Origin of the sequence: Miniimonas arenae, from assembly GCF_006351005.1 — a bacterium.
In the GTDB taxonomy this organism is placed as follows: domain Bacteria; phylum Actinomycetota; class Actinomycetes; order Actinomycetales; family Beutenbergiaceae; genus Miniimonas; species Miniimonas arenae.
Genome location: NZ_VENP01000005.1, coordinates 29702 through 54484, shown reverse-complemented (window position 1 = coordinate 54484; position 24783 = coordinate 29702). Strand labels below are relative to the sequence as shown.

General features: G+C 73.9%; 20 protein-coding genes, 2 tRNA genes and 2 pseudogenes. 10 read left to right on the top strand and 14 right to left on the bottom strand.

Translation table 11 applies throughout. From position 1 onward, the window contains the following. Positions 1-115: 115 nt before the first annotated feature. Both def and FH969_RS15920 read right to left on the bottom strand, forming a co-directional pair. The gene (def, locus tag FH969_RS02720) at positions 116-601 is read right to left on the bottom strand and encodes a peptide deformylase (protein ID WP_139985931.1); all 486 of its coding nucleotides are present in this window, start codon (positions 599-601) and stop codon (positions 116-118) included. After that, positions 601-1740: a hypothetical protein gene (locus FH969_RS15920; RefSeq protein ID WP_139985929.1), complete on the bottom strand. Its 1140-nt coding sequence runs from the start codon at positions 1738-1740 to the stop codon at positions 601-603. Before FH969_RS15920 ends, def begins: the two co-directional genes overlap by 1 nt. A 176-nt stretch (positions 1741-1916) precedes the next feature. Here FH969_RS15920 and FH969_RS02710 point away from each other — a divergent pair. From FH969_RS02710 to FH969_RS02700, 3 genes are all read left to right on the top strand, one after another. Next, a tRNA-Ile gene (locus FH969_RS02710) sits at positions 1917-1990 on the top strand. Between the two features lie 44 nt (positions 1991-2034). Beyond that, positions 2035-2580, top strand: a complete 546-nt coding sequence (locus FH969_RS02705; protein ID WP_108717633.1) for a hypothetical protein — start codon at positions 2035-2037, stop codon at positions 2578-2580. Beyond that, on the top strand, positions 2577-3248 hold the full coding sequence (locus tag FH969_RS02700) for a ThuA domain-containing protein (protein WP_139985927.1): 672 nt from the start codon (positions 2577-2579) through the stop codon (positions 3246-3248). The genes FH969_RS02705 and FH969_RS02700 overlap by 4 nt, the downstream gene beginning before the upstream one ends. Here FH969_RS02700 and FH969_RS02695 read toward each other — a convergent pair. From FH969_RS02695 to FH969_RS02675, 5 genes and pseudogenes are all read right to left on the bottom strand, one after another. After that, positions 3245-4048: an ABC transporter permease gene (locus FH969_RS02695; RefSeq protein ID WP_108717635.1), complete on the bottom strand. Its 804-nt coding sequence runs from the start codon at positions 4046-4048 to the stop codon at positions 3245-3247. The two genes, FH969_RS02700 and FH969_RS02695, sit on opposite strands and share 4 nt — an antisense overlap. Positions 4049-4090: 42 nt before the next feature. Beyond that, positions 4091-4858 (bottom strand): annotated as a pseudogene (locus tag FH969_RS02690) (ABC transporter ATP-binding protein); the annotation flags it as partial. Beyond that, positions 4855-5292 carry a DUF1048 domain-containing protein gene (locus FH969_RS02685; RefSeq protein WP_108717637.1) on the bottom strand — a complete coding sequence of 146 codons (438 nt, stop codon included), beginning with the start codon at positions 5290-5292 and terminating at the stop codon, positions 4855-4857. The pseudogene FH969_RS02690 and the gene FH969_RS02685, both read right to left, overlap by 4 nt. 1 nt (position 5293) lies before the next feature. Continuing rightward, entirely contained in the window at positions 5294-5623 is a 330-nt protein-coding gene (locus FH969_RS02680; protein ID WP_139985925.1) for a PadR family transcriptional regulator, read from the bottom strand. Positions 5624-5802: 179 nt separating this feature from the next. After that, a tRNA-Asn gene (locus FH969_RS02675) sits at positions 5803-5875 on the bottom strand. A 68-nt stretch (positions 5876-5943) separates the two neighbouring features. Here FH969_RS02675 and FH969_RS15410 point away from each other — a divergent pair. Then, positions 5944-6708: a lysophospholipid acyltransferase family protein gene (locus FH969_RS15410; RefSeq protein ID WP_218975242.1), complete on the top strand. Its 765-nt coding sequence runs from the start codon at positions 5944-5946 to the stop codon at positions 6706-6708. Then, a complete protein-coding gene (locus tag FH969_RS15405; RefSeq protein ID WP_199916508.1) occupies positions 6705-7802 on the top strand; it encodes a glycosyltransferase family 2 protein in 1098 nt (365 codons plus the stop codon). The genes FH969_RS15410 and FH969_RS15405 overlap by 4 nt, the downstream gene beginning before the upstream one ends. A gap of 6 nt (positions 7803-7808) precedes the next feature. On the opposite strand, the gene FH969_RS02665 is transcribed toward FH969_RS15405, so the two are convergent. Continuing rightward, positions 7809-8888 (bottom strand): aminotransferase class V-fold PLP-dependent enzyme, encoded by a 1080-nt coding sequence (locus tag FH969_RS02665; RefSeq protein WP_139985921.1) that lies wholly within the window; start codon positions 8886-8888, stop codon positions 7809-7811. Between the two features lie 71 nt (positions 8889-8959). Between FH969_RS02665 and FH969_RS02660 the strand changes: the two genes are divergently transcribed. Then, positions 8960-9895: a LysR family transcriptional regulator gene (locus FH969_RS02660; protein ID WP_108717641.1), complete on the top strand. Its 936-nt coding sequence runs from the start codon at positions 8960-8962 to the stop codon at positions 9893-9895. Between the two features lie 8 nt (positions 9896-9903). Here FH969_RS02660 and dnaG read toward each other — a convergent pair whose 3' ends face one another. Further along, positions 9904-11832, bottom strand: a complete 1929-nt coding sequence (dnaG, locus tag FH969_RS02655; RefSeq protein ID WP_139985919.1) for a DNA primase — start codon at positions 11830-11832, stop codon at positions 9904-9906. A gap of 250 nt (positions 11833-12082) precedes the next feature. On the opposite strand from dnaG, the pseudogene FH969_RS02650 reads away from it, so the two are divergent. The 3 genes and pseudogenes from FH969_RS02650 (at position 12083) to FH969_RS02640 (ending at position 15196) form a co-directional block, all read left to right on the top strand. Next, a pseudogene (locus FH969_RS02650) lies at positions 12083-13190 on the top strand (pyridoxal-dependent decarboxylase). 138 nt (positions 13191-13328) lie between these two features. Then, the gene (locus FH969_RS02645) at positions 13329-14063 is read left to right on the top strand and encodes an LLM class F420-dependent oxidoreductase (RefSeq protein ID WP_246071665.1); all 735 of its coding nucleotides are present in this window, start codon (positions 13329-13331) and stop codon (positions 14061-14063) included. Continuing rightward, on the top strand, positions 14060-15196 hold the full coding sequence (locus tag FH969_RS02640) for a hypothetical protein (RefSeq protein ID WP_139985918.1): 1137 nt from the start codon (positions 14060-14062) through the stop codon (positions 15194-15196). The genes FH969_RS02645 and FH969_RS02640 overlap by 4 nt, the downstream gene beginning before the upstream one ends. 81 nt (positions 15197-15277) lie before the next feature. On the opposite strand, the gene FH969_RS02635 is transcribed toward FH969_RS02640, so the two are convergent. Next, the gene (locus FH969_RS02635) at positions 15278-16564 is read right to left on the bottom strand and encodes a deoxyguanosinetriphosphate triphosphohydrolase (RefSeq protein ID WP_139985916.1); all 1287 of its coding nucleotides are present in this window, start codon (positions 16562-16564) and stop codon (positions 15278-15280) included. A gap of 231 nt (positions 16565-16795) precedes the next feature. Between FH969_RS02635 and FH969_RS02630 the strand changes: the two genes are divergently transcribed. Continuing rightward, on the top strand, positions 16796-18637 hold the full coding sequence (locus tag FH969_RS02630) for a glycoside hydrolase family 13 protein (protein ID WP_139985914.1): 1842 nt from the start codon (positions 16796-16798) through the stop codon (positions 18635-18637). 57 nt (positions 18638-18694) lie between these two features. Here FH969_RS02630 and FH969_RS02625 read toward each other — a convergent pair whose 3' ends face one another. The 4 genes from FH969_RS02625 to FH969_RS02610 all read right to left on the bottom strand — a co-directional run bounded on the left by FH969_RS02625 (position 18695) and on the right by FH969_RS02610 (position 24739). Beyond that, complete coding sequence (locus FH969_RS02625) at positions 18695-20047, bottom strand: alpha-amylase family glycosyl hydrolase (RefSeq protein ID WP_108717659.1); 1353 nt, start codon at positions 20045-20047, stop codon at positions 18695-18697. A gap of 145 nt (positions 20048-20192) precedes the next feature. After that, entirely contained in the window at positions 20193-22154 is a 1962-nt protein-coding gene (locus tag FH969_RS02620; RefSeq protein ID WP_139985912.1) for a glycoside hydrolase family 13 protein, read from the bottom strand. 4 nt (positions 22155-22158) lie between these two features. Further along, positions 22159-23103: a sugar ABC transporter permease gene (locus tag FH969_RS02615; protein ID WP_139985910.1), complete on the bottom strand. Its 945-nt coding sequence runs from the start codon at positions 23101-23103 to the stop codon at positions 22159-22161. Between the two features lies 1 nt (position 23104). Continuing rightward, the gene (locus tag FH969_RS02610) at positions 23105-24739 is read right to left on the bottom strand and encodes an ABC transporter permease subunit (RefSeq protein WP_246071660.1); all 1635 of its coding nucleotides are present in this window, start codon (positions 24737-24739) and stop codon (positions 23105-23107) included. Positions 24740-24783 lie beyond the last annotated feature (44 nt).

Genomic DNA, 24783 nt, shown 5'->3' with positions numbered 1-24783 from the left:
GCGCGAACGGCGTGGCACCACTATGCCCCACCCGGGGCCTGCGCGCACCCCCGAACGGGGTCTCGGTGCTGATCGCGGGCACACTTCGCACAGCGGCCGTGGCGGGCGGGGGCTGCTACAGCGTGCGCAGCGCCCGCATCGCCTTGATGCGCACGTCCTTGTCCAGCCGGTCGAGGTAGAGCATGCCGTCGAGGTGGTCCACCTCGTGCTGGATGCACCGGGCCATGAGCCCCTCGCCCTCGACGACGACCTCGTCGCCGTCGAGGTTCGTTCCGACCGCCCGGGCGTACCACGCCCGCCGGGTCGGGAACCACAGGGACGGCACCGAGAGGCAGCCCTCGTCGCCGTCCTGCACCTCGTCCTGGCCCAGCTCCACGATCCGCGGGTTGAGCACGTACCCGAGGTCGCCGTCGATGTTCCAGGAGAAGGCGCGCAGGCTCACGCCGATCTGGTTGGCCGCGAGGCCGGCCCGGCCCTCCTGGTCCACCGTGTCGAGGAGGTCGGCGACGAGCGCACGCACGCCGTCGTCGACGACCCGGACCGGTGCGCACGGCGTGCGCAGGACCGGGTCGCCGACGATGCGGATGTCACGCAGCGGCATCAGACGATGCGCCAGGCCGCGCTGTCGTAGAGGCCCCACGTCGGGTCGTAGACGATCCAGGTCGTCTCCGCCGGGACGTCCAGCACGATCACGCCGCTGACGGTCGCTCCGGGCTGGATGTCGTCCGGCAGCGCGTTGTCCGGGTTGCAGAACAGCGAGTCGTCCCCGAGCTCGAGGCTGTTGGAGTCGGAGTACGGCGTCATGTCGATGTAGCCGTTCATGCTGAACGCCTCGGTCGCGTCCGCCGGCACCTCGACCTGGAACTCCAGGCCGATGTAGCGGCCCTCGGGCCCCGAGCCGAAGCCCGCGTTGCACTCCGCGTCCCACGTCACCTTGGTGAGCGTGACGTTCGCCGCCACCTCGTCGTCGAACCCGGGTGCGGCGAACGGGGCGCCGATCGCGACGGCCGTGCTGCCCGCGGGCGGCGTGGCACCGGCCGGGGCGTCCTGCGTCGGCGCGGTGGTCGGAGCGGCCGAGGTCGGGGCGGCCGGCGTCGGAGCGGCCGAGGACGGCTCGTCCGACGGCGCGTCCGAGGAGGGAGCGGCCGAGGTGGGCGCGTCGGCCGAGGTCGGAGCCGGCGACGGGTCGTCGTCGCCGCCGCCGAAGAGGTTCGCCAGGAGCACGATCACCAGGACGAGGACGACGGCGCCACCGGCGATGATCGCGATGAGCGGACCCTTGCCCTTCTTGGGCTCACCCGGCCCACCGGGGCCGCCGAAGCCGCTCGAGCCCCCGGGACCGCCCGGGACGCCGGAGCCCGGCTGACCGGGTCCGCCGGCGTAGCCGCCGGGGTTGTAGACGGGCGCACCGCTCGCGCCGAAGGACAGCTGCTGCGTCTCACCGGAGTACGGGGCGGGGGCCGGCGGGTACGCCGGGCCCGAGCCGGTCGGGATCTGCGTGGTGGGGTCGACACCGCCGGTCGGACCCCACGCCTGTCCGGCGGCCGCACCGGCCGCGGCACCCGTGACGGGGGCGCTCGGGGCGCTCGGGGTCGTCGGGGCGGCGGGCGTGTCCTCGACCCAGAACTGCCAGCCCTGCGGCGGCGTGGGCCAGGAGGGGTCGGGCTGCCACCCCTCGGGCGGGGACCAGTCCGACGGCGGGGTCGGCCATCCGGGCGGGGGGTTGAATCGGTAGCTCATGGTGCCCTCCTAGGTGCGTGCGAGGCGATCCTTCCAGAGCGGGGCACCCCCGCGTGGGCTCATCTCGTCTCTCGGCCGGATGTGTCAGACACCCCGCCGGACGGCGACGAACGTTGGAGGATGGCAGAACCGGAGCACCGACGCAACTAGGATCGACGGGCGGCGCGAGCCGCCTCGCCCCGTTAGCTCAGCCGGTCAGAGCAGCGGACTCATAATCCGTCGGTCGTGGGTTCAAGCCCCACACGGGGCACCGTCTGTCGGGGGCACCGGGCACGCCGGGACTAGCGTGAGTCCATGGGTCTGCTGCGCCGCTCCCCCGCGTCCCCGCCCGAGACGACCTCCGCCGTCGTGCCCGATGCGCGCCTCAAGGCGCTCGGTGGCGGCAAGGTGCTCGCCCGCGTCGCCCTGAGAGGCGGCGGGACCGCCGCGGCGACCGTCCCCGCCCTCGTGATGGTCGCGACGGCGGACCCCACGGCGACCGACGAGGACCAGGCGGTCACGGTGCCCTGGGAGCTCACGGACGGCGCGGAGTGGCTCGCCGACAGCGCCACCCTGCTCGTGCGCGCGCTCGACGGCGCCGAGCACCGCCTCCCGCTGCCCGACGGCGAGCGCACCTTCCCGCAGGTCGTGCGCGAGCGGGTGGAGGCCTCGATCGTGCACGTGCAGACCCGTGACCTCGGCCGTGGTGTCACGGTCCGCGCCGCGGTCCGCCGCTCGGCGTCGGGCGACCTCTCCAGCCAGGTCACGGTCCTGGGCGCGGCCACGCGCACGGCGGCGATCGACCGCGCGGGCGAGGAGCTCGAGCGCGAGGTGCGCTCCGCCGTCGGGCTGCGCGCGTGAGTGCCGCCGTCGTCCTGTCCGGCCGTGGCCGGTACGCCGACCCGTGGCACCCGTTCGAGGAGACCTCGGGGCGGATCGCGCGGCTGCTGCGCAACGAACTCGAACTCGCGGTCGACGTCGTGCCGACGGTGCCCGACGCCGTCGTGGCCGTGTGCGCCGGGCCGCGGCGACCGGACCTGCTCGTCGTCGATGCCGGCGGCGGGGTGCACTCCGACCCTCCGGACGACGCGTGGCGCGCCGCGCACGCCGCTCTGACGGCACTCCTCGCGACCGGCGTCCCGCTGCTCGGCGTGCACGGGGCCGCGAACGCGTTCACCGACGTCCCGGCGTACCGCACCGCACTCGGCGGCCACTGGGTCGAGGACGTGTCCTTCCACCCCGAGCGTGGCCCCGCGCACTTCACGACCGCGTCCGAGCACCCGATCCTCGCGGGCCTCACGGCCGTGGACGTGCCCGACGAGGAGCGCTACTCCGCGCTCGAGCGCGACGCCGACGTGGTCCCGCTGCTGACGCACGTGCACGACGGCGTCACGCACGTCAGCGCGTGGGCGCGCGAGGACGCACGGGGCCGGGTCGTGTTCGACGCGCTCGGGCACCACGGACCGTCGTACGACGCACCCGCCCGGTGCGACCTGCTGGTGCGGGAGGCGCGCTGGCTCACCGCCTAGGCCAGGCGGCGCCGGTAGACCCGCACGGCCAGCGCCCAGAACAACACGAGCAGGCCCACGCACCAGGCGACGGCGACCCAGATCTCGCTCCCGACCGGCTCCTGGGCGAACAGCGCTCGCACGGTGTCCACGATCGACGTGACGGGCTGGTGGTCCGCGAACCAGCGCACAGGCGCGGGCATGGACGCCGTCGGAACGAACGCGGAGCTGAGGAACGGCAGGAGGATGAGCGGGTAGGCGAACGCGCTCGCGCCGTCGACCGATCGCGCGGACACGCCCGCGAGGATCGCCAGCCACGTGAGGCTCAGCGTGAGCAGCACGAGCAGGCCTGCGACGGCGAGCCACGCGGGCACGCCCGCCCCCGTGCGGAACCCGATCGCGAGCGCCAGCGCGACGACGAGAACGAGCGAGACGAGCGTCGCCGCGAGCGAGGTCACCACGTGCGCGGCGAGCACGCTCGACCGCGCGATCGGCATCGACTGCAGCCGCTCGACGATCCCGCCCTGCAGGTCCTGGAACAGCCGGTAGGACGCGTAGCTCACGCTCTGCGCGATCGTGATCACGAGGATCCCCGGCAGGAGGTAGTCGACGTACGGCCCGCCGCCCGGCCCCAGATCGATCGCGCCGCCGAACACGAAGACGAAGAGCAGCAGGAACGCGATCGGCAGCACCGCCGTCGTGATGATCGTGTCCGGGCTGCGCGTGACGTGCCGCAGCGAGCGACGCGTCAGGACCACGGTGTCGGCGACGGCGACGGCGTCGACGGTGGCGGCGACGACGTGCCCGCCCTGGGCGCTCATCGCTGCGTCCCTGCGGAGGGAGTGGCCGGCTCGCCATCGTGCCCCACCCGAGCCGATCAGTGCGAGGAAGACCTCCTCGAGGGAGGGCTGCCGCTCCACGGAGGTCACCTCGACCCGCGGCAGGAGCGCGCGCAGCTCGGCGAACGTGCCGTCGGCGATGACGACGCCGTCGTGCAGGATCGCGATGCGGCTGGCGAGCTGCTCGGCCTCCTCGAGGTACTGCGTGGTGAGAGGCACGGAGGTGCCCGCATCGGCGAGGGCCCGGACGCCGCGCCACACCTCGTGCCGGGCCTGCGTGTCCAGACCCGTGGTCGGCTCGTCCAGCAGGATCACGGGCGGCTCTCCGACCAGGCTCATCGCGAGGTCGAGCCGGCACCGCATGCCGCCGGAGTACGTGCCGGCGGGCCGGTCGGCCGCGTCGGTGAGGGAGTAGCGCTCGAGCAGGTCGGTGGCCACGGACGCCGGGTCGGCGAGGTGCCGCAGCTGCGCCACGAGCACGAGGTTCTCCCGGCCCGTGAGGACCTCGTCGACCGCGGCGACCTGGCCCGCGAGGCTGATCGCGGAGCGCACGAGGTCGGGGCGGGCGACGACGTCGTGCCCCGCGACCGACGCGGTGCCGGCGTCCGCACGCAGCAGCGTGGCGAGGATCCGCACGAGCGTCGTCTTGCCCGCGCCGTTCGAGCCCAGCAGCGCCACGATCGTGCCGCGGGCGACGCGCAGGTCGACGCCGCGCAGCACCGCGAGCTCGCCGTAGGACTTCACGAGACCGCGGACGTCGATCGCGAGCGGGGCCGCGCCGGCCGTGCTCACGACGCACCCCCGCCCGAGGTGGGCCGCTCGCCGTCGGGCGCCTCGCCGTCGGGCGCCTCACCGTCAGGGACGGACGGGTCCGCCTGGGCGGCGCGGTCGATGGTCTCGACGAGCCGCCGGCGCTCCTTCGCGACCCACTGACCCTCGGCGTAGCCGGACAGGAAGTCCTCGACGAACGCCACGGGATCCTCCCCGACAAGGGCGCGCACGGGCGTGCGATCGGCGACGGCGCCGGCGAAGATCTCGTCGAGGTCGTCGAGCATGCGCACGAGCGAGTCGCCGCCGACCATGCCGCCGGCGTGCATGAGGTAGCGCTCGACGCCCTCCTGCGCCGTGCGGTAGGGCTCGGGCAGCGCACGCAGGCGCGCCCGGTGCTGGCGGTACCGCTTCTTCTCCTCCAGCGGTCCGGTCACCTTCTCGATCCAGCCGGTCATGTCACTGTCCTTCCGCACGGAGCTGTCCGAGCCGCTGGGCGAGGAAGCTCCACGTCCCCCAGAACTCCGCGAGGCTCGTCCGGCCCGCGTCGTTGAGCGTGTAGACCTTGCGTGGCGGGCCCTTCTGCGACGCCACGCGTTCGACGTCGACGAGGCCGCGCTGCTCGATGCGCACGAGGAGCGCGTAGACCGTGCCCTCGGCGATGTCGGTGAAGCCGCGGTCCCGCAGGCCCGCCGTGATCTCGTAACCGTAGGCGGGGCGCACGGCGAGGATCGCCAGGACGATCCCCTCGAGCGTGCCCTTGAGCATCTCGGTCATCTGCCTGCCCACCGCAACCTCCTCGCTACTCAATGGTGCTGAGTACCGGTACAAAGTAACGCTGAGTACCGGGCGGTCACGAGGGGGCAAGAGCGGCGGACGGGGGGTGACCGGCGCGGGCCGCGGCGCCGCCCGGGCATGACGAAGGCCCCCGACCCGCGCATCTGCGCTGGTCAGGGGCCTCGTGTGTGCTCCCGCAACTGGACTCGAACCAGTAACCGTCCGATTAACAGTCGGATGCTCTGCCAATTGAGCTATGCGGGATCGCCCGGAAGACTCTACCAGCGCCGCGGACGTGGGACGAACCGCCGGACGTGCGCCATGCTCGAGTCATGCCGCAGGACTCCCCCGCCCGGCCCGTGACCCTCGACGACGTCGCCCGGACGCGTCGCCTGCCGGTCCCGCCGATGTCCGCGACCCGCGCGCGCCGGATCCTGCTGCGCAGCGTGGGCCGCGACCTGCGCCGCGGCCTCGCGCGGGTCGCGATCGCCGGGGAGCCGCCGCGCACGGGCGCCGTCCTCGCGCCGAGCCACGTCTCGTGGTGGGACGGCTACCTCCTGACCGGGATGGCCGGCCTGGTCGGCCGCACGGGCTCGGTCATGATGGCGCGCCCCCAGCTCGACGCCTTCCCGTACCTGCGGCTCGTCGGGGCACGGCCCCCGTCGGAGGTCCCCGCCCTCGCGCTCGACGCCGCGGCCGGGCGGTGGGTCGTCGTGTTCCCCGAGGGCGAGATCCGCGCACCCGGCGCACCGTTTCCCGCCCTGCACGACGGCGCAGCCTGGGTCGCGCGTCGCGCGAGCGTCCCGCTCGTCCCCGTCGCCCTGCGGGTGCTGCAGCGCGGTCGGCGCACGCCCGAGGCGTTCCTCCGCTTCGCCGCGTCGCTCGACGCGGCCTCGCCGAACCTCCGGGGCACGACGGCGCAGCTCGCCCACGCGCTCCGGCTCGCCGAGGAGCGCCTCGACGCGGACGTCGCGGGCACCCCGCCCGACGACGTGCCGCGCGGCTACCGGGTGGTGCTGCACGGCCACGACGGCGCGCCGCGCGAGACGTCGCCGGCCAGCCGGCTCCTCGCGGCGATGACGCGGGGTGTCGAGTGAGCACAGCGGGCGCGCGGGTGGCGCGCGTCGTGACGGGGGTGTCGCTCGCCGTCGTGGGCACGCGACTGGCCACCCTCGCCGTGAACGCCGCGACGATCCCGGTGCTGCGCCCGACGCCGGGCGTGCCGCCCGCGCGGCGGGTGTCGGTGCTGGTCCCGGCTCGGGACGAGGCCCGGACGCTGCCGACCACGCTGCCCGCGCTGCTGCGCCAGGGCGCGCACGAGGTCCTCGTGCTCGACGACGGCTCGAGCGACGACACCGCCGCGACGGCGCGAGCGCTCGGCGCCCGCGTCCTCACCGGCGCTCCGCTGCCGGAGGGCTGGGCGGGCAAGCCCTGGGCGTGCGCACAGCTCGCCGAGGCGGCCACGGGCGACCTGCTGCTGTTCACCGACGCGGACGTGACGTGGGCCGACGGCGGTGTCGCGGCGCTCGTGGCCGAGCACGCGCGCACGGGCGCCGCGCTCACGAGCGCCTGGCCGCGTCAGCGGCTCGCCTCGGCCCAGGAGCGGCTGCTCACCCCGCTCGTGGACGCCGCGATGCTCGGGCACCTGCCCTACCCGTTGATGCGGGCCGGACTGCGCGGCGCCGTCGCGGCGAACGGGCAGGTCATGCTCACCGATCCCGCCTCGTACGAGCGGGTCGGCGGGCACGGCGCCGTCGCGGGATCGGTGCTCGACGACGTCGGGCTCGCGCTCGCGTACCAGCGCGCGGGCCTGCCGGTCGCACTCGCCCGCGGCGACGATGCGGTGTCGGTGCGGATGTACGACTCCCTCGGAGCGTCGGTGGCGGGCCTGGCCAAGAGCACGCCGGGGCTGCACGGCGGCTCGCGCGCCGCCATGGTCGGCTCGGCGCTCACCTACCTCGTCGCATTCCTCGGGCCGTGGCTCGTGCCGCCCACCGGCGCGACGCACCTCGCCCGACTGCTCACGCTCGTGGACCGGGCCGTCGTCGCCGCGACCACCGGTCGGACGGCGCCCGCCGACCTCGCCGAGGGCCTGCTCGGGCCCCTCACGCCACTGCTCGCGGTGCCCGTGTACGCGCGCGCGCTGCGGCGCCGGGTGGTGTGGCGCGGGCGCAGCTACCCGGCCCGCTGAGCGATCTCAGGCGGCCGCTCGACGGGCCGTGCGCAGCACCTCGAGCGCGCGCGCCACGTCGCGCTCGTCGTTCCACAGGTGGAAGGACAGCCGCACGTTGCCGCCGCGCCCGGCCACGCGCAGGCCGGCGGCCGCGAGCGCGGCGCGGTGCTCGCCGTCGGGGTCGGGCAGGGAGACGACGGCGGACCCGCGCGGGGCGAGCCCGAGGCCCGCGAGGAGGGCGTCGGCGAGGGCGACGTCGTGTGCCGCGATCGCGTCAGGCTGCCGGGTGAGGACCGCGGCGATCGCCTCGAGGCTCGTCGCGGCGCCGACGAACGCGAGCCACGCCGGCGAGACGTCGAACCGCCGCGCGTCCGGCGCGAGCGCGGGATCGACGCCGTAGCAGCTGTCCCACACGTCCGCCCCGGCGTACCAGCCGGCCAGGATCGGCCGGACGAGGCGCTGCGCGCGGTCGGACAGCGTGGTGAACGCGACGCCGCGCGGGCAGCACAGCCACTTGTACGCCGAGGTCACCGTGACGTCGAAGCGCCCCGCCTCGACCGGGAGCCAGCCCGCGGCCTGGGTGAGGTCGGCGAGCGTGAGCGCGCCGACCGCACCGGCAGCGGCGAGCACGCCCCCGACGTCCGCGACGGCTCCCGTGCGCGAGGCGACGACCGAGAAGGCGACGAGGTCGCAGCCCTCCGCGACGGCGTCGGGCAGGGCGGCGGCCGGTACCGCGCGGACCGTCACGCCGCGGTGGGCGTGCTGGAGGAACGGGTAGGTCACGGAGGTGAAGTCGTCCTCGACGACGACCACGCGGGCGCCGTCGGGCAGCGACGCGGCGACCGTGCCCACGGCGGCCGAGGTCTGCGAGCCGACCGCGACGCGAGCCGTCTCGACCCCGACGATCCGCGCGAACGCCGCGCGGGCGCGCTCGACGTCGGCGCCGAGCGTCACCGGGCAGGTGCGCCCCGCGGCCCAGTCTGCGAGTGCGGACTGCATCGCCACGACGGCGGAGCGCGGCGGGATCCCGCACGTCGCGGCGTCGAGGTTGCCCGGGTCGGGCGCGAAGGCGGCGCGGAGATCCCTCAGGTGGTCCGTCGGCATGCCTCCACCCTGCGGCGAGGCACACGCATCACACAAGCGACAGTCTTGACACCGATCCATAAGATGGGCCTATGAACGAGGTCCTCGACGTCGGCGCGCTCCGGCTCCTCCAGGCGATCCGCGACCGCGGCACCCTCACCGCGGCCGGCGAGGCGCTCGGCGTGAGTCAGCCTGCCGTGAGCCAGCACGTCCGGCGCCTGGAGCGGCGCCTCGGCACGTCGCTGCTCGTCCGGTCCGGCCGCACGGTACGCCTCACCGAGGCGGGCGAGGTGCTGGCGCGCCACGGCGAGAGCGTCTCGGCCGCCCTGCGTGCGGCGACGGCGGAGGTCGCCGCCCTGACCGGCCTGCGCTCCGGCGTCGTGCGCCTCGCGGCGTTCCCCTCCGCGAACGCGACGCTCGTGCCGCGTGCCCTAGCCCGCCTGCGGGCCGAGCACCCCGGGCTCACCGTGCGCCTGGAGGAGGTCGAGCCGCCCGAGTCGCTCGCGCTGGTCCGCCAGGGCGCGGCGGACGTGGCACTCGCGTTCACCTACCCGGGCGTCGAGCTCGGCCGCGGCGAGGACGACCTCGCCGGGCTCACGGTGCTCCCCCTGCTCGAGGACCCGACGCTGCTCGCCGTGCCCGCGGGGCACCCGCTCGCGACGGCGGAGCACCCCCGCCTGCGCGACGCCGCCGAGGAGCGGTGGATCGCCGGCTGCCCCCGGTGTCGCGGCCACCTCCTCGCGGCGGGTCAGGACGAGGGGTTCGTGCCCGACGTCGTGCTCGCGACCGACGACCACTCGGCGCTGCTCGGACTCGTGGCCGCCGAGCTCGGCGTCGCGCTCCTGCCCGGGCTGGTGGCGCCCGTGGCGCGCGGGCGGGACGACGTCGTGCTGCGCAGCGTCCTCGGCGTCACGGCGCGCACGGTGCAGGCCGTGACCTCACCGGAGCTGCTCGGGGTGCCGGCCGTGGCCGCGCTGCTCGAGGCCGTACGGGCGTCGGCGCAGGAGTCGGCGGCGTCCGCGGCCTGAACCGAGCCTCAGGCGGCGCCACCGGTGAGGCGGTGCCGCTCCTCCTCGAGCTGGTAGATCCGCGTCCACGCCTCGCGCTGGGCGGGGTCGGACGGCTCCATCGCCTGGGCGCGGCCGCGCAGGTTCGCGATCTCGCGAGTGATGCCGAGCCGCCGCAGCGCGAGCACGACGCCCGCCGCGTAGTCCGCGACGTCGTCCTCGGTGGTGGGCAGCGGCGCGACCGTGAGCTCGCGGACGAACGCTCCGATCCCCTCCGGCGCGCCCTCCAGCACGTCGGCCAGCCAGCGGGGAGGCGCGTCGACGCCGGCCGCTGCTCCCCCGGCGGCTCGGAGCGCGTCGTGCACCGCGCGGTGCACGGGCAGGGTGAACGTGTCGCCGGCGAGCGCGTCGAAGCCCGCGCCCGCCGCGGCGGTCGGCGCCTGCAGCGCGACCTCGAGCACCTGGCGCTCCAGGCGCGCGACCGGGTCGTCCGGCACCGGGGTGCGGCGAGGCGCGCGATCGAGGCGAGGCTCGCCGTCGTCCGTTTCGCGCTCACGGCCGCCGCCCTGCCCGGCCGCACCACCCTGGCCGCCGCGCGGCCCGCGCTGCACCTCGCGGCGCACGTCCCCCGGATCCATCCCGAGCCAGCCCGCGAGCTGGCGTGCGTACTCGGCGCGCAACGCGTAGTCCCGGATCCCGGCGACCACGGGCGCGGTGACGCGCAGCCCCGCGACCCGGCCCTCCGCCGTCGAGAGGTCGACCTGGGCGAGCACCGAGCGGATCGCGAACTCGAACATCGGCTCGCGGCCGGCGACGAGCGCGCGCACCGCGGCGTCGCCGTGCGCGACGCGGACCTCGCACGGGTCCATCCCGTCGGCGGACACGGCGACGAACGTCTGCGCCGCGAAGCTCTGGTCCTCGCCGAACGCGCGCAGGGCGGCCTTCTGGCCCGCCTCGTCGCCGTCGAACGTGAACACGACCTCGCCGCCGATCGCCCGACCCGACGACAGGAGCACGCCGGTCGCGCCCGTCGCGGAGTCGCCGAGCAGGCGCCGCACGATGCGCGTGTGATCGCTGCCGAACGCGGTGCCGCACGTCGCGACGGCGGTGCCCACCCCGGCGAGGTGGCACGCCATGACGTCGGTGTAGCCCTCCACGACCACCACCTGGCGACCGGTCGCGATGGCCTTTTTCGCGAGGTCGATCCCGTAGAGCACCTGCGACTTGTGGTAGAGCGGCGTCTCGGGGGTGTTGAGGTACTTCGGGCCAGGATCGTCGTCGTAGAGGCGGCGCGCGCCGAAGCCGACGGTGTCGCCGGTGAGGTCGCGGATCGGCCAGATCAGGCGGCCGCGGAACCGGTCGTAGTGCCCGCGGTTGCCCTGCGAGATGAGGCCGGCCGCCGCGAGCTCGGCCTGGGTGAAGCCGCGGCCCTGGAGGTGACGCATGAGCGCGTCCCAGCCCTGCGGGGCGTATCCCACGCCGAACGTCGTGGCCGCCTGGCGGTCGAAGCCGCGCTCGGCGAGGAACGCCCGCCCGGGCGCCGCCTCCGGGGTGACGAGCTGCTCGACGAAGAACTCCGCCGCCGCACGGTTCGCCTCGACCAGCCGCTGGCGCTTGCCCGGCTCCTCGCGGGGGCGGGCGGGTCCGCCGTCGTCCTCGTACCGCAGCTCGACGGCGTAGCGTCCCGCCAGGCGCTCGACGGCCTCACCGAACGGGAGGTGGTCGATCTTCTGCACGAAGGAGATGACGTCGCCGCCCTCGCCGCAGCCGAAGCAGTGCCACAGGCCCATCTGGGGACGGACGTTGAAGCTCGGGGTGCGCTCGTCGTGGAAGGGGCACAGGCCCTTGAGCGACCCGACGCCGCCCGGCCGGAGCGAGACGTGCTCGCCGACGACCTCCTCGATCCTGGCCTTCTCCCGGACCGTCGCGATGTCCTCACGACGGATGCGGGCGGCCATGACCGCGAGTCTAGGTCGCGTTCCCGGGCGCTCGCGCGGGGCGGGCCGGGGGTGTGGACGGGCCGCGGGCGGCTGCGGGGCGGCTGCGCGGGCTCGGGCAACCCCTGCGCGTCGAGAGCCTGCGCGGGTAGGTTCGAGCCGGCTACCGACGACGACGAGGAGACAGCCCGTGGACACCACCCACCACCACGCCCACCCGCGCGCCCGGTACGAGCAGGAGGAGCTGCGCGACGTCGTCGAGGTCAACCCGATGTTCGCGCGCCCCGGCGAGGCGACGGAGTTCTCGCGCACCTCGCTGCCGCGACGGCCCGCGGCGCCGGAGACGGCGTACCAGATCGTGCACGACGAGGCGATGCTCGACGGCAACTCGCGCCTCAACCTCGCCACCTTCGTCTCGACGTGGATGGAGGACCCGGCACGGCGGCTCTACGACGAGGCCGCCGACAAGAACATGATCGACAAGGACGAGTACCCGGCGACGGCGGCGATCGAGACGCGGTGCTGGCAGATGATCGCGGACCTGTGGCACGCGCCGTCGCCCACCACCACGATCGGGACGTCCACGATCGGCTCGTCCGAGGCGTGCATGCATGGGCGTGACGTACACCGGGATGTACGAGCCCGTGAAGGAGATCTCGGCCGCGCTCGACGCGATCCAGGCCGAGACCGGCCTGGACGTCCCCATCCACGTGGACGGCGCGTCCGGCGGCATGATCGCGCCGTTCCTCCAGCCCGACCTCGAGTGGGACTTCCGCGTGCCGCGCGTCGCGTCGATCAACACCTCGGGGCACAAGTACGGCCTCACCTACCCCGGCCTGGGGTGGATCGTCTGGCGCGACGCCGACGCCATGCCCGAGGAGCTCGTCTTCCGCGTGTCCTACCTCGGCGGGGACATGCCCACGCTCGCGCTCAACTTCTCCCGGCCCGGATCGCAGGTGCTGCTGCAGTACTACCTGTTCCTGCGGCTGGGCCACGAGGGATACACCGCCGTCCAGGGCGCGAGCCGCGACGTCGCGCGCTACCTCGCGTCGCAGATCGGCGCGCTGGCGCAGTTCGAGCTGTGGAAAGACGGTTCCGACATCCCGGTGTTCGCCTGGCGGCTCTCGGACGCCGCCTCGGGGAACTGGACCCTCTACCACCTGTCGGACCGGCTGCGCACGCGCGGCTGGCTCGTCCCCGCCTACCCGATGCCGCAGGACATGACCGACCTCGTGGTGCAGCGGATCGTGGTGCGCAACGGGTTCTCCCGTGACCTCGCCGACGCCTTCCTGCACGACCTGCGCGAGCAGGTCGACTACCTCGAGCGGCTCGAGGCGGCGATGCCGCTCGAGGCGCCGGAGGGCGGGTTCCACCACTGAGACGGTGGGCTGCCGCGCGCGCTGCGCCGCACCGCCCTCGCCGCCGCGCGCGCCGCGTAGGTTGGGGCCATGACCACCCCCGAGTTCCCCGTGCGCATCGGCGTCCAGCTCCAGCCCCAGCACGCGACCTACACCTAGATCCGCGACGCCGTGCTGCGCGCCGAGGACCTCGGCGTCGACGTCGTCTTCAACTGGGACCACTTCTATCCCTTGAGCGGTGACCCCGACGGCCTGCACTTCGAGTGCTGGACCATGCTCGCGGCCTGGGCCGAGCAGACCGAGCGCGTCGAGATCGGCGCCCTCGTCACGTGCAACTCCTATCGCAACCCCGAGCTGCTGGCGGACATGGCCCGCACGGTCGACCACATCTCGGCGCGCGACGGCGGTCCGGGGCGGCTGATCCTCGGCATCGGTGCGGGCTGGTTCGAGAAGGACTACGACGCGTACGGCTACGAGTTCGGCACCGCCGGGGCTCGGATCGCCGACCTCGCCGAGGCGCTCCCCCGGATCAAGACCCGCTGGGCCGCGCTCAACCCCGCGCCGACCCGCGACATCCCGGTCCTCATCGGCGGATCCGGACCGCGCAAGACCCTTCGACTCGTCGCCGAGCACGCCGACGTGTGGCACTCCTTCGGGGACGCGGCCGCCCTGCGCGAGCGCACCGTGCTGCTCGAGGAGCACGCGGCGGCCGTCGGCCGGCCCGCCGGCGCCGTCGAGCGGTCGGTCGGTGTCGGCGCGCCGCCGGCGGAGGTCGCCGACGACCTGCTCGACGCCGGTGCCACCCTGTTCACGATCGGCACGTCGGGCCCGGACTACGACCTCGATCTCGCGGCGCAGTGGGTCGCCTGGCGGGACGAGCGCGCCCGCGGGTGAGCTCGGACTCGGCAGCTCTCGACGAGCTCGCTCTCGCCGCGGGCGACCTCCTGCGCCGGGAGGTGACCCACGCCGTCGGGCTCGGCGGATCGACCCGCTCGCTGGTCGCGCGCCTCACGCTCGCGGACGGGTCGACGGCGGTCGCGAAGCAGTTCCTCGGCGCGGGCGCCGCGTACACGGCCGAGCGCACCGGGCTGGGGCTGCTCGCGAACACCCCGGACGTCCTCGCGGTCGACGACGAGCTCCGCCTTGTCGTCATGACCGACGCCGGGACCGGGCCCACGCTCGCCGACCTCCTCCTCGGCGACGACGCGGTGGCCGCCCGCGAAAAGGCGACGTCGTGGGCCGCCGCGCTCGGCACTCTCGCCGGAGCGTCGCGGGAGCGGGTCGAGGAGGCGCGGGCGGCGCTGCCGCCGCACGTCGACGGCTGGGACGCGGCCGCCTGGCTGCGCGACGGTCTAGGTGCGGTGACCGCGTTGACGGGAGGCTCGCCGTCGGGCCTCGACGACGCGTTCGCCGAGGTCGCGGCCCTGCTCGAGCCCTCCGAGGCCGACGTGGTCTGGCCGAGCGACACGTGTCCCGACAATGCGGTGCGCACGCCGTCGGGCTGGGTGTTCCTGGACCTCGAGGGGACCACGGTGAGCCACGCCGCGCTCGTGGCCGCCTACCCCGCGCTCCCGTTCCCCACGTGCTGGTGCGTCGCGGCGCCGCCCGCGGGTTTCACCCGCGCGATGACCGGCGCGTTCACGACGGCGTACGCCGCCTTCGCGCCCGACGTCACCTCGCGCGCCGCGTGGCCCCGCGAGGTCGCGCTGGCGAGCACCGCCTGGGTGCTCGGCATGTCGGGCTCGCTGCTGCCGCGGGAGTTGGCGGGCGGCGAGGAGTCGGACGATGCGGGCTCGAGTGCTCTGGACTCGGGCGCAGCAGGTTCCACCCCGCGCCTCCACCCCGCCGCACCGACGCGGCGCCGCTACCTCGCGGCGCGGTGGCGGTGGCTCGCCGAGAGCATGCGGGAGGTCGCGCCACCGCTCGCCGCCGTCGGGGCGGACCTGAGTCGCTGGGCTGAGGCAAGCTGGCGGGCGCAGGACGTGGCCGAGCTCGACGGGTATCCCGCGTTCGAGACGCGGGGCTGACCACCTCGCAGACGCCAGAAATCCTCTCGCAGACGCCAGAAATCCTCTCGCGAAAGGACGGAAAACACCTCGCGAAGCGGTTCAGCCGACGGGCCCGACCAGCCGCGCGTGCCACGCCATCGCCGAGAGGTCGGTGAGCGACGCGACCTGGTCCACCACGACCCGCATCCGCTCGGCGTCGGACTCCGCCCCGCGGTAGTCGCTCACGAAGTGCGGCTCGAGCGCGAGCTCGGCGCGCTCCAGCAGCACCCCCACGAGGTCGGTCACCACCCGCCGCTGGAACGTGTAGAGCGGCTCGTGCTCGCGCGGCGCCATGACGTACAGCGCCGCCACGCCCTTGAGCACCGCGATCTCGGCGAGCGTGCCACGCGGCACCTCCAGCCGAGCGTCGTACCGCCCGAGGTCGCCGTAGCCGTGTACCGCACGGGTCGCGTCCACGGCGGAGCCGACGAACCGCCCGATGAGCTGGGAGGTCAGGTCCTTCACCCGCGCGAGGGAGGCGCGCGTGCCGTCGTACTCGCTCGCCCAGTCCGGGAGCGCGACCACCCGCGCGACGGCGTCACCCAGCTCGTCGTCGGTCAGGTCCGGGTCGTACCAGGACCGCACCTGCGCCACGACCCGCGCCTGCTCGCGGTCCTCGCGCAGCACCCGCGGGTCCACGCGCCAGCCGACCACGGCGTCCTCGACGTCGTGCACCGAGTACGCGACGTCGTCGGCGAGGTCCATGACCTGCGCCTCGAGGCAGCGCTCCCGCCCGGGCGCACCCTCGCGCAGCCACGTGAAGACGGGCAGGTCGTCGTCGTACACGCCGAACTTCCGCGAGCGCCGACCGTCCACCCGGCGCGGCGCATCGCGGCGCTGCCACGGGTACTTCGCGGACGCGTCCAGGCTCGCGCGGGTGAGGTTGAGCCCCACGCAGCGTCCGTCCGGCCGGAACACCTTGGGCTCGAGCCGGGTGAGGATCCGCAGCGTCTGCGCGTTCCCCTCGAAGCCGCCCGCGTCCTCGGCCACGACGGCGAGCGCCGCCTCCCCGTTGTGCCCGAACGGCGGGTGGCCCAGGTCGTGCGCGAGACACGCGGCGTCGACGACGTCCGGGTCGCAGCCCAGCTGCTTGGCCAGCTCCCGGCCCACCTGCGCCACCTCGAGCGAGTGCGTGAGCCGCGTGCGGACGAAGTCGTCGGTCGACGGCGCGAGCACCTGCGTCTTGGCACCCAGCCGGCGCAGCCCCGAGGAGTGCAGGATCCGCGCACGGTCGCGCTCGAACGGGGAGCGCCGCGGGTTCTTGGCGACCTCGGGGAGCCATCGCTCGACGTCGGAGGCCATCATCGCGTGACGGCTCGCGTGCGCGAGGGGAGGTTGCCAGGACATCGTCGCCAGCCTAGTGGCGCACCGCCCTGGCGGCGGTGGTCAGGCGACGGCTGTGGACGGCCACCCGGCTCAGCGCGGCGCCCCGGCGAGGGGGCGGGACGCGCGACGGCGAGCATCCGCTTCGCGTGCACGGTCACCCGCGCGGTGACGGACGAGACGCGGTGCCCGAGGGCCGCGAGCCGCGGCCTGGCGGGATTTGCCCGCTCGTGCGGCCCGCGGGAGGATGGTCTGATGAGCGCGACGACCTCGACCGTGTGCCGCACCAGCCCCGTCTCCCCGCCTCGGACCGGCACCCAGCAGTGGTGGCACACCGCGGTCGTCTACCAGGTCTACCCCCGCTCCTTCGCGGACTCCGACGGCGACGGCGTGGGCGACCTCCCGGGCATCACCCAGCGCCTGGGTCACCTCGCCCGACTCGGCGTCGACGCTCTCTGGCTCTCCCCCTTCTACACGTCCCCGCAGGCCGACGCGGGCTACGACGTCGCCGACTACCGCGACGTCGACCCGCTGTTCGGGACGCTCGCCGACGCCGACGCCCTCATCGAGCGGGCCCACCAGCTCGGGCTCAAGGTCGTCATCGACCTCGTGCCCAACCACACCTCCTCCGAGCACGCGTGGTTCAGGGCGGCCCTGGCCGCGGGACCCGGCAGCCCGGAGCGCGCGCGCTACCTCTTCCGCGAGGGCCGCGGCTCCCGCGGCGAGCTCCCCCCGAACAACTGGCGCAGCGTGTTCGGCGGCGAGGGCTGGACCCGGGTGACCGAGGCGGACGGCACGCCCGGCCAGTGGTACCTGCACCTGTTCGACACCACGCAGCCGGACCTGGACTGGTCCAACCCCGAGGTCGCCGAGGAGTTCCGCTCGGTCCTGCGGTTCTGGCTCGACCGCGGCGTCGACGGCTTCCGGGTCGACGTCGCGCACGGCCTCGTGAAGAAGGAGGGCCTGCCGGACTGGGCCGGCCACTCCTCGATGGTCTCGGAGACCGAGCACGGTGAGCTGCCGACGCACGACGTCGGGGACGTCATCGAGGACGCTGGGGACGCCGACGCCACGCCCGCCACGCACACCGACACCGACACCGACGCCGACGCCGACGCCGACGTCAACGACGGCCCGATGTGGAACCAGCCCGGCGTCCACGAGGTCTACCGCGACTGGCACCGAGTGCTCGCGGAGTACGGGCCGGACCGCATGCTCGTGGCCGAGGCGTGGGTCGAGCCGCTCAGCGCCCTCGCGGAGTACGTCCGCGAGGACGAGATGCACCAGGCCTTCAACTTCGCGTTCCTCTCAGCGCACTGGCACCCGCACGAGCTGCGGTCCGTCGTCGAGCGCTCGCTGCACGCCAACGACGCCGTCGGCGCACCGACCACGTGGGTGCTGTCCAACCACGACGTCGTGCGGCACCACTCGCGGTTCGGCCTGCCCTCGGCAGGCGGCAACGTCGAGGCGCTCAGCCCGACCGACCCCGTGCCTGACGCCGAGCTCGGCCTGCGCCGCGGCCGCGCCGCGACCCTGCTCCAGCTCGGGCTGCCCGGGTCCGCCTACCTCTACCAGGGTGAGGAGCTCGGACTGCCCGAGCACACGCTGCTGCCGATGGAGCTGCGCCAGGACCCCGCCGTCGCGCGCGGCGGCGGCAACGGCCGCGACGGCTGCCGCGTCCCGCTGCCCTGGGAGGCGGACGCGCCGGGGTTCGGCTTCTCGCCGTCGGGCGCCACGTGGCTGCCGCAGCCCGCGGACTGGGCGACGTACGCCCTCGACGCCCAGAAGGGCGTCCCCGGCTCCACCTTCGAGATGTACCGCACGGCGCTTCGCCTGCGCCGCTCCTACTCCCTCGGCTCGGGCGGCCTCGCGTGGGTCGACCTCGAGGACGAGGACGTGGTGGCGTTCGGCAACGGCGAGGTCGTCGTCGCCGCCAACACCGGCGGACACGACTACCCCCTGCCGGACGACCACGAGGTGCTGCTCGCGAGCGGTCCCCTCCGCGAGCACGACGGCGAGACGCACCTTCCCCCGGACACCACCGTCTGGCTGCGGCGCACCTCGGCGGAGCGCCGCGAGCCGTTCGGTCCGGACTGATCACCCGGCCGACCCGGCGGCGCAGGGCGGGGCCGGCGGCCCCGCCCCACCGCCCCGTCAGGGCCGGACCAGCACCGCCCAGCCCCACGCGGGCAGCGCGATCGTGTCCCCGCGCTCGAGGGTGAGCTGCTCGCCCGCGGGGGCTGCGCCGTCGGACGCTGCGTCGCCAGACCCCGCGGCCTCGACCTCCGGCGTCCACCGCCGCCACTGACCCGCCACGGGACCCGTGCGCAGCTCGACATCGCGCGCGGCGTCGGAGAGGTTGAGCACCACGAGCACGGCGTCGCCGCCGGCGTCCCGCACGAACGCGATCACCTGCTGCGGGTCGGACGTGCGCACCTCGAGCATGGGCGCGCCCCACGCGCCGTTGTCGAGCGCGCGGTAGCGGTGCCGCATCGCGAGCAGCGCGGTGTAGAAGTCGCCCATGGGGTGCTCGCGCCACTCGATCGGGTCGCGGTCGAAGAACGGCAGCCGGCGGTCGTTGCCCGCCTCCTGCCCGGAGTAGATCAGCGGCATGCCGTCGCTCGTCACCGACAGCACGATCGCGGCCTCGAGCGCGTCGCCGAACTGCTCGAACTCGGTGCCGTCCCACGCGTTCTTGTCGTGGTTGGACACGAACAGCATCCGGATCGAGTCGCGCGGGTAGGCGCGGTCGTTCCACGCGTAGTAGCCGCGCAGCGCGTCGACGTTGGCCTTGCCGGTCGCGATCTCGTGCATCGCAGAGTTCCAGGTCCATGCGTACGTCATGTCGAACGCCTCGTCGTGCAGCTCCCGCGACTCCCACTCGGCGAGCAGGAACACCGGCTTGATCCGCTCGAGCTGCTCGCGCACCCGCACCCAGAAGTACGTCGGCACGAGGCCCGCGACGTCGCACCGGAACCCGTCGACGTCGGCCTCGCGCACCCAGTACTCCATCGCGTCGGCCATGTAGTCCGCGACGCCCGGCTGGTCGTAGTCCAGGTCGACGATGTCGTCCCAGTCCCACCACGGCGTCGGGATGAGTTCACCGTCGGCGTCGCGCGGGAAGTACTCCGGGTGCTCCTCGAGGAGCACGCTGTCCCACGAGGTGTGGTTGGCGACCCAGTCGAGGATGACGTGCAGGCCGAGCTCGTGCGCGCGGTCCACGAAGGTGCGCAGGTCCTCGAGCGTGCCCAGCTCCGAGCTCACCGAGTAGTAGTCGCGCACCGCGTAGGGGCTGCCGAGCACGCCCTTGCGGTTCACGACGCCGATCTCGTGCACCGGCATGAGCCACACGATGTCGACGTGCAGGGCGGCGATCCGCGGCAGGTGCTCGATCGCGGCGCGCAGCGTGCCCTCGGGAGTGAGCTGGCGCGTGTTCACCTGGTAGATCGCCGCGTCGCGCGCCCACTCCGGGTGCGTGAGCCGGGACGGGTGGTGGGAGTAGCTCATGGTGCTCCGTTCGCGATTCGAGACAAGTCTCTGGGCCTCGCGCTCGCCGGCAGCCCGCCGAGCAGCGGGTCGACGGTGTCGAACGTCGAGCCGTCGTGGTGCGGCACCGCGGTGAGGTCGCGCAGCCGTGCTCATCTCGACCCGGTCACCGCCACGCCAGGCCGCGTGCGCCCAGCCGCCAGGCCGACGCACCCGGCGCACCGGGCAGCACGAGCCGGCCGGCGTCCACCCGGGCCTCGGCGCCCACGAGGACGCCCTCGAGCGCCCCGCCGAGCAGGTCCAGCGGCAGCGCGAGAGGCTCGACGGCGGCGCGCACCACGTGCACGAGGACGCGCTCGTCGGGGTGCTCGCGCAGGAACGTGAGGCTGTCGGCGCCCACGTGCACCCAGCGCAGCCCGCCGCGCCGCAGCGCGACGCTGCCGGTCCGCGCGTGCACCCACGCGCGGTAGGCCTCCCACGTCGGGGTGTCCCACACGTCCCGGTCCCACGGGAACGGGGTGCGCGCGTGCTCTCCCGTGGTCCCGGTCAGGCCGATCTCGTCGCCCTGGAAGACCGAGGGCACGCCGGGCATCGTCATCTGCAGCGCGAGCGCCAGCAGGTGCCGGCGCCGGCCGCGGCCGGCCACGTCGATCGTGCCGTCGGTCCCGCCGCCGGCGATCGTGCGGAACCGCGGGGTGTCGTGGGAGTCCAGGTGCAGCGTCGACGCGCTCTGGGCAGCCCAGGGCATGGCGGCATGCACCTCGCGCATCGTGCCCACGGCCGAGGTCGCGGGCAGCACCGGCACGTCGATCGGCAGGCCGAGGAAGTCCAGGCCGTGCGGCACCCGCTGCGGCTCGCCGTCGTTCGCCTGCTCGCCGTCGCCCGGGCGATCCGCGACGTCGGGCGCACCCCCGTTGAGCCACACCCACAGCGGGCGGGTGAAGCCCTGGTAGTCCATCGTGCCGTCCCAGCCGTCCCCCGTGAGGTCGGGCCCGGCGTCGTGCCCGTGCTCGGCGAGCAGCCACGCGTCCGGCCGTTCGGCGAGCATCGTGGCGCGGATCCGGCGGGCGACGTCGCGCGCGAGGTCGTCCGCGGCCATCCGCCCGGTCATGTTCGCGACGTCGATGCGCCAGCCGTCCAGCCCGGCCCGCAGCCACCGCGCGACCACCGAGGACTCCCCCTCGTACAGCCGCGCGCGCAGCTCGGCGCTGCGGTGGTCGAGCTTGGGAAGGCTCGGCACGTCGAGCCACGCGACGTAGTCGTCGGGGTGGCGGCGGAAGCGGTAGAAGCCGGCCTCCACCGAGTCGGGGTCGGCCTGCGCGGCGCGGAACCACGCGTGCTCGCGACCGGTGTGGTTCGTCGTGAGGTCGCCGAGGACGCGGATGCCGCGCTCGTGTGCCGCGTCGATCAGCCGCACGAGGGCCTCGTCGCCGCCCAGCACGGGATCGACGGTGTCGAACGTGACGGCGTCGTAGCGGTGGTTGGACCGACCCTCGAACACGGGCGTGAGGTACAGCACCGTCGCGCCCAGGTCCGCGACGTGGTCCAGCCGCTCCGCCACGCCGTCGAGGTCGCCGCCGTACCACTGCCGCTCCACGCCCGGCCCGCGCACGAGAACCGGGGCGTCCCACGGCATCGGGTCCGCCCACTCCGGCGTGGACCGGTCCGCGGAGCCGGCCGAGCGCGCGAACCGGTCGGGGAACACCTGGTACGCGACCTGGTCGGCGACCCACGACGGCGGCTGCTCGTCGGCGCGGATCAGGAAGTCCGCACCGTCGGACGTGTCCCGCTCGTGCACGCCCTCCGCGTTGAGCCAGCGGTAGCGCCCGTGCGGGCCCCCGACGAAGAACCGGTAGGAGGTCAGTGCGTTGACCAGGACGAGGTCCACGTGCCACCAGGTACCGTGCGGCCCCCGCGCGCCGGCGACGGCGGGCGTGAGGTGCGGCTCGCCGTCGCGCACCGCCCGCAGCACGACGTGGTCGGCGCCCCTCTCGCCGTCGGCCGTGTCGGGCACGAGGACGCGGAGCGGCACCGCGGCGCCCAGGCGATGAGGCCCGGGCGCCGCGTAGCACGCGGATCCGTCGTGGTGCGGGTGACGCAGGAGGTCGGTGGGCGACTCCGGACTCACCTGGTCATCCCTTGACCGCACCGGAGGTGATGCCCCCGACGATGAAGCGCTGGAGGAACTGGAACAGGATGATGATCGGCACCGCGATGACGACCGACGCCGCCGCGAACCAGCCCAGGTTGTTGGACCGGTCGCTCGCGAGCACGCCGTACATGCCCACGGCGAGCGTCTTGATGGTCGTCGAGCGCAGGAAGATCGACGCGAGCAGGAACTCCCCGACCACTCCGACGAAGACCAGCAGGCCGGAGATCACGAGGATCGGCCGCACCAGGGGCAGGCAGACCTCGAAGAAGACGCGCACGTGCCCCGCGCCGTCGATCTTGGCCGCCTCGTCGAGCTCGTGCGGGATGGTGTCGAAGAAGCCCTTGATGAGGTACACCTGCCCGAGCGAGCCGCCCAGCATGATGAGGATGTACCCCGGCAGCGTGTCCAGTCCGACGGACGGCATCACCGCGCCGATGACGCTGAACATCTGGAACAGCGCGACCGTCACGAGGATCTGCGGGAACATCAGGATCAGCAGCAGCGAGAGCAGCCCGAGCCGGCGGCCCTTGAACCGGAACCGGGAGAACGCGTACGCCGCCAGGGAGCTGAACAGCAGCTGGGCGAACACGACGACCACGGCGACGATCACCGTGTTCCCGAACCACCGGAAGAACGGGCGGGAGGGGTTGTTGGTGAGCGCCTCGAAGTTCACCCAGCTCACGGTGTTCGGGATGATCTCGGTGGAGGCCACCGACCCGATCGGGTTGAGCGCGGCGGACACGATGTACAGCACCGGGATGAGCGCGTAGACGCAGGCCACGATGCCGACGAGGTAGCGCCACGACAGGATGCGCCACCAGCGGGCCCCGCTGAGCTTGTCGGGGCCGGCTCCCTTCTGCGGCTTCGCGGGAGCCACGACCGTCGGAGGGACGGCGGTGGCCGAGGTCAGGTCCGGGGTCGCCATGTCAGTTCATCTCCTCGAGCGCGCGGGTGCCACGGAACTGGATCGCGGCGATGACGCCGGTCAGGACGAACAGCACGACCGAGACCGCGGACGCGAACCCGATCTGCTGACCGGCCGAGCCGAACGCGAGCCGGTAGGTGTAGCTGATGAGGATGTCGGTGCCGCCGGCCGTCGGGTTGTCCGGGGTGAACGGACCGCCCTCCGTGAGCAGCTGGATCGCGTTGAAGTTGTTGAAGTTGAACGCGAACGAGGACACCAGCAGCGGCGCCGTGGCGACCATGAGGAGCGGGAAGACGATCTTGCGGAACTGGGTGAACCCGGTCGCGCCGTCGATCGACGCCGCCTCCTTGAGGTCGCCAGGGATCGACTGCAGCGCCCCGGTACTGATGAGGAACATGTACGGGAAGCCCATCCAGAGGTTGGTCGCGAGCACCGCGACCTTGGCCCAGGTCGCGTTGCCCAGCCAGTCGATGCCCGTTCCGAGCAGGTCGTTGACCAGACCGAAGTCGCGGTTCCAGAACCCGGCCCACACCATGAGTGAGATGAACCCGGGGATGGCGTACGGGAGGATGAGGATCGACCGGAAGCCGCGCTGGAAGCGCATCCGGGGGTCGTTCAGGGTGACGGCGAGGAGCAGACCGAGCAGGAACGTGCTCGCCACCGAGACGAACGCGAAGACCAGCGTCCACGCGAAGATCCCGGCGAACGGCCCGGTGATCGCGGGGTCGGTGAAGATCCGCTTGTAGTTCTGCAGCCCGATGTTCTCTCCCCACGACTGGTTGGAGAGCCGGTTGCCGTCCTCGTCGACGAAGAACGAACGGTCACCGGACGGGCCGAGCTGCTCGGTGTAGACGACGCCCGTGTCGGTGTTCGTGATGGTGTCCGCCTCCTCGTCGTAGACGAGGGGGGTGCGCATCTCGATCGCCTGGAAGCCCTGCACCTTGATGACGGAGTCACCGCCCGCGGGCACCGAGAAGCCGTCGAGCGGCTGACCCGAGCTGGAGAGGCTGTTCTGCTCCTGGCGGGTGAGGATCGTGTAGCCGTCCGCCTCGGTGACGACGCCGCTCTCGATCGTCACGGCGTCCTCGTCGAGCGGCTGCAGGCCGTCCTCCTCGGAACCGACGTACGCGTCACCGGTCGTGGAGTTCACGAGCAGCATGACGAACGGCCCCGTCGTGGTCGAGCCCGACGTGCCGATCACCATGCCGTAGGTCGCACCGCCCTCGACCTGCACGGCCGAGCTGCCGACGATGCGGGCGATGGCCGCCTCGCGGCTGGTGCGGGTTCCGTCGCCGTAGTTGGTGGTCGAGAGCTGGAACGTCAGGAGGATCGGATAGATGAGGAAGAGGACGAGGAACAGGGTGCCGGGCAGGAGGTACTTCGCCGGTACCGCGCGCCCCGTGAGGTAGATCGCGAGGATGACGAGCGTGATGACCCAGAGGATGGCCAGGAAGGCCCAGTTCGAGGTCGCGATGAGCGTGGGCGTCAGGCCGATCGCGAGGGCGAGGATCAGGCCGAGGCCGATCACTTTGGCGATCAGCACACCGGTCGAGCCACCGGTGATCTCCATGGGAAAGGACCGGCGGGAGCCGGCCGGGGGTCGTGCGTCGGTCTTCGGGGGGGCGGTGGTGGTCACAGCGGCACTCCTTGGCACTCCTGAACGTGGGCGATGCGGGCCTG